This is a genomic window from Mycobacterium szulgai, from assembly GCF_002116635.1.
GTDB lineage: Bacteria > Actinomycetota > Actinomycetes > Mycobacteriales > Mycobacteriaceae > Mycobacterium > Mycobacterium szulgai.
The window spans coordinates 1-4341 of sequence record NZ_LQPW01000037.1 but is presented as its reverse complement, the minus strand read 5'-3'; the positions used below and the strand labels follow the sequence as shown (position 1 = coordinate 4341).

General features: G+C 75.4%; 2 protein-coding genes and 1 pseudogene. All 3 read right to left on the bottom strand.

Features of this window, described 5'->3' with window-relative positions; genetic code table 11:
- Positions 1 to 655, bottom strand: a 655-nt coding sequence (locus AWC27_RS08705; protein WP_139836852.1) for a PE family protein, incomplete at its 3' end; no start/stop codon positions are given.
- 390 nt (positions 656 to 1045) lie between these two features.
- On the bottom strand, positions 1046 to 1417 hold the full coding sequence (locus tag AWC27_RS29990; protein ID WP_139836851.1) for a hypothetical protein: 372 nt from the start codon (positions 1415 to 1417) through the stop codon (positions 1046 to 1048).
- 11 nt (positions 1418 to 1428) lie between these two features.
- Positions 1429 to 4341: pseudogene (locus tag AWC27_RS30895) on the bottom strand (PE family protein); the annotation flags it as partial.

Here is a 4341-nt window from a genome sequence, read left to right as displayed (position 1 = left end):
CGCCGACACCGCCCGCGCCGCCGACACCGCCGCCCCCGCCCTGGCCGGATATCAGGCCGCCCGCGCCGCCGGCCCCACCGGCCCCGCCGTTTCCGCCGATGGCGCCAGCGGCCCCGGTGACGCCCGCACCGCCCGCACCGCCGGCGCCGCCATTGCCGAACAGCCCGGCCGACCCGCCGGCCCCGCCGGCTTGGCCAGCAGCGCCCGCGGCGCCGTTGCCGCCGTTGCCCCACAGCAGACCGCCGTCACCGCCGCGGCCGCCCGGTGTGGTCGCATTCGCGCCGTCGCCGATCAGCGGGCGACCAACCAGCAGCTGAGTCGGGGCGTTTATCACGCCGAGCAGGCCTTGCTCGATAGCCTGCAAAGGTCCGGCGTTGGCAGCCTCGGCCAGCGCGTAGGAGTTCGCGCTGGCGTTCAGATTCCGCAGGAACTGGTCGTGAAACGCCGCAGCGTGAGCGTTGAGCGCCTGGAACTGTGTACCGTGGGAACTGAACAACGCCGCGATCTGCGTCGACACCTCATCGGCGGCGGCGGTCATTAGCTGGGTTGTCGAGGCCGCCGCTGAGCCGGCGGCGGCGTTGACCGCCGAGCCGATGTCGGTCAATTCCGCGGCTGCTACCGCTACCAGTTCGGGAGCCGCAAACACGTACGACATTGGACCGTTCCTTCCTCAAACTCTGACGCGGTGGCTGAGCGAGATTTGTCCGAGGACGCGAGAGGATCGGCGCGGTGTCATTGCGGTCCTGCCTATCGACGTGCGTGCTCTGAGCAGGACCATCCCAGACCGCTTATGCACAAATGCTGGCCAATTGTTGAATCGCTGGCCAGCAGGCTTTGCGGGACGATTTTCGGTGAACGCGCGGGCCGGTAGGGGAGTGCGGTCGGATTCGAAACGTGACTGCGCCGCCAACCGTGATATCGCCCCTGCTAGCACGTTTGCCGAGTGGTTGCGCCGGACGCTTCTGGTGCCACCGAGGCTGGTGTGGCTACCGAGTGCGTGCACGGTGCCGGATCTGGGTCCGCGCACCGCGCTGCGGCGTTCAGGTCAGAAAACGAGGCTTCCCCGGCTGCCGTCGCTGCCGCGGGTCCCGTTCGGGCCGATACCGCCGGGCGTCTTGCCGCCATTGGGGTGGTTGATTGTGCCCAATCCGCCACCGCCGCCATTGCCGCCGTCGCCGCCGCGACCTCCCGTTGCGGTTCCGCTACTCCCGCCGTTACCTCCGCCTCCTCCGCCGCCGCCGTTGCCCCCCTCGCTACCCAGACCCAGGCCCGTCCCGGCGTTACCAGAGCCGTTACCACCCCGCCCACCAGCGCCACCCGCTCCGCCGTTGCCGCCGTTGCCGCTGCCGGTTGCGAGTCCGCCAGCGCCGCCGGCACCAGCGTTACCGCCGGCACCCCCAGTGGGATCACGCCGCATCGGCGGCTCGGTCAGTGCAGCACTCCGGGAATGCCGGGTTGACCAGGCGTGCCCGTGCCGCCGATAGCGCCGAACTGCGCGCCGCCGCCTCCGACGCCGCCGCTGCCGCCCTCGCCACGGCTTCCGCCGCCGCCGGCCGCCCCATCCACGGTGCCGCCGCCCCTGCCGCCGTCGCCACCGCCGCCGCCTAAGCCGCCGTCGCCGCCGGATAGATCGATGCCATAGCCGCCCATGCCGCCCGTGCCGCCAGTACCCCCGGCGCCGCCGGCGCCGGCATTGCCGCCGGTTGCTTCGCCGCCGTTGCCGCCGTTGCCGCCGATACCGCCGGTACCGCCAGTGGCTCCGGGCAAGGACGGCAAGGGGCCCCCCGGAGGTGTGGAGATGCCGCGAGCGCCGACGCCGCCGGTGCCGCCTTGGCCGCCTTGGCCGCCACTACCGGCATTGTCGCTACCCGTTGCGGTGCCCCCGGCGCCGCCGTCGCCGCCGGCACCACCGGTGCCGGCGGGTAAGCCGACGCCGTCGATGGTGTAGCTACCGTTGCCGCCGGTGCCACCTTGGCCGCCAGCGCCGCCGTTACCCGCATTGCCGCTACCGGTCGCGCTGCCGCCGTTGCCGCCGTTACCGCCGTTACCGCCATTGCCGTTGTAGCCGTTGACAGTCACGTCGAAGCCATCGCCGCCGTTGCCACCGTCTCCGCCATTGCCGTCGTGGCCGCCGCCGGTTGCGATGCCCCCGTTGCCGCCGTTTCCGCCGTTGCCGCCGCTGCTGCCGATGCTGCCGTCGGCGCCGATGGTGCCGACGGCGCCGGTGCCGCCGGTGCCGCCGTTGCCGGCATGGCCACCGGCAGTAGAGGTGCCGCCGGTTCCGCCGTTTCCGCCGTTGCCGGCGGTTTTGCCGGCGCCGCCGGTTCCACCTATGCCGCCGTTGCCGGCGTTACTGGTGCCACTGGTGCCGCCATTGCCGCCGTCGCCGCCGCGGCCGCCGGTGCCGGTGTCGGCGAAGACGCCGCCTTGGCCGCCGGCTCCGCCTTGGCCGCCATCGCCGCCGCGGCCGTTGCCGCTTGCCGTGCCGCCGTTGCCCCCGGTGCCGCCGGCCCCGGCCGTACCGGAGGCCAGGACTTCACCGCCGAAGCCGCCGGTGCCGCCGGTGCCGCCGTTGCCGCTGTTGCCGCTGTTGCCGTTGAAGTCAGTGCCGCTTGTGGTTCCGCCGGCGCCGCCGTTGCCGCCGGTGCCGCCCCCACCGGCGGTCCCGTTCATTACGCCGCCGCCGATGCCACCCGTGCCTCCGGTGCCGCCGCCACCGCCGTTGCCACCGCTGGTTGCGGCGCCACCCTGGCCGCCGTCGCCTCCGGCGCCGCCTTTCGCGCCGGCCCCAGCGGTGCCGCCTTGGCCGCCGGTGCCGCCGCTACCGGCATTGCCGAAGTCGCTGTTGCCCCCTTGTCCGCCTTGTCCGCCGTTGCCGGCGTTGCCGCCGGCGTCGTTGCCGGTGCCGCCGGTGCCGCCGGTGCCGCCGTTGCCACCCGTCCCGCCATTGGCTGAGGTGCCGCCGTTTCCGCCCTGGCCGCCGTCGCCGGCGGTTCCCGCGGTGCTGGTGCCGCCCTGGCCGCCGTTACCGCCATTACCAGCGGTGCCCGGGTTGGCCAAAAGGGCGCGGGCACCGGTGGCGCCGCCGTCGCCGCCGCTGCCGCCGACGCCACCGTCGCCGCCGCCGGCTGCGGTGCCGCCACTGCCGCCGTTGCCGCCGTTGCCACCACTGCCAGCGGTGCCGCCGAAGTCGACGTCGTCACCGCCGTTGCCGCCCGCACCGCCGGTGCCGCCGCTGCCGCCGTCGCCCGCGGTGGCCGAGTTGCCGCCTTGGCCGCCGGCGCCGCCGGCGCCACCCTTGCCGGCGAATGCCGCGTCGCCGCCTTGGCCGCCGACGCCACCGGTGCCGCCCGTTCCACCATGGCCGGAGCCGCTACCGGTCGCCAAGCCGCCGTTTCCGCCGACACCTCCAGTGCCGCCCGTGCCGCCCGTGCCAGAGGTGACGGGATTAGCGCTGAGGCCTGCGCCGCCGGCGCCGCCCGTGCCGCCGTTGCCGCCGTTGCCGCCGTTGACTGCGGTGCCGCCGTTGCCGCCGGTGCCGCCGGTGCCCGCGGCGCCGCCCTGCGCGGCGGCACCGCCTTGGCCGCCCTGGCCGCCGGTGCCGCCGTTGCCGCCGTCGGTGGCGCCGCCGCCATTACCGCCAGTGCCGCCGTTGGCACTTGTGCCGCTGCCGTTGGTTCCGCCAGCGGCACCGGTGCCGCCGGTGCCACCGGTGCCGCCGTTGCTGCCGTTGACCCCGGCGCCGCCGGAGCCGCCCTGGCCGCCATTGCCGCCGACGCCGGCGGAGTTGTTGCCACTGGCGCCGAGGCCGCCGTCGCCACCGGTGCCGCCGGTGCCGCCGTGGCCCGCGGCGCCGATGTTGCCGCCAGTGCCGCCGGTGCCGGCCTGACCGCCAGCGCCTGCCCTGCCGCCGCCGCCGCCGGTGCCGCCATCGCCGCCGGCGCCGTTGTTGAACGCGGCGCTGCCGTCTCCACCCACATAGCCGTTGCCGCCGGTGCCGCCCTGGCCGCCGTTACCTCCGAGACCGCCGCTGCCGTTGGTGCCACCCGGACCGCTGCCGCCTCCTTGGCCACCGGCACCGCCGGCGCCGCCGGCGAAGCCGGTATGGCCGTTGTTGCCGTCGATCACGCCGGCGCTGTTGGCGCCGTTGCCGCCGGTACCCCCGGTGCCGCCGTTGCCACCCTGGCCGCCGGTGCCCGCTGCGCCTGCGATGCCGCCACCTGCCCCGGCAGCACCCCCTACGCCGGCCGCGCCGCCGGCGCCGCCGCCGCCACCATCACCACCTGTGGTGCCGATGCCCGCCGCACCGTTGCCGCCCAGCCCGCCGACTCCGCCATCGCC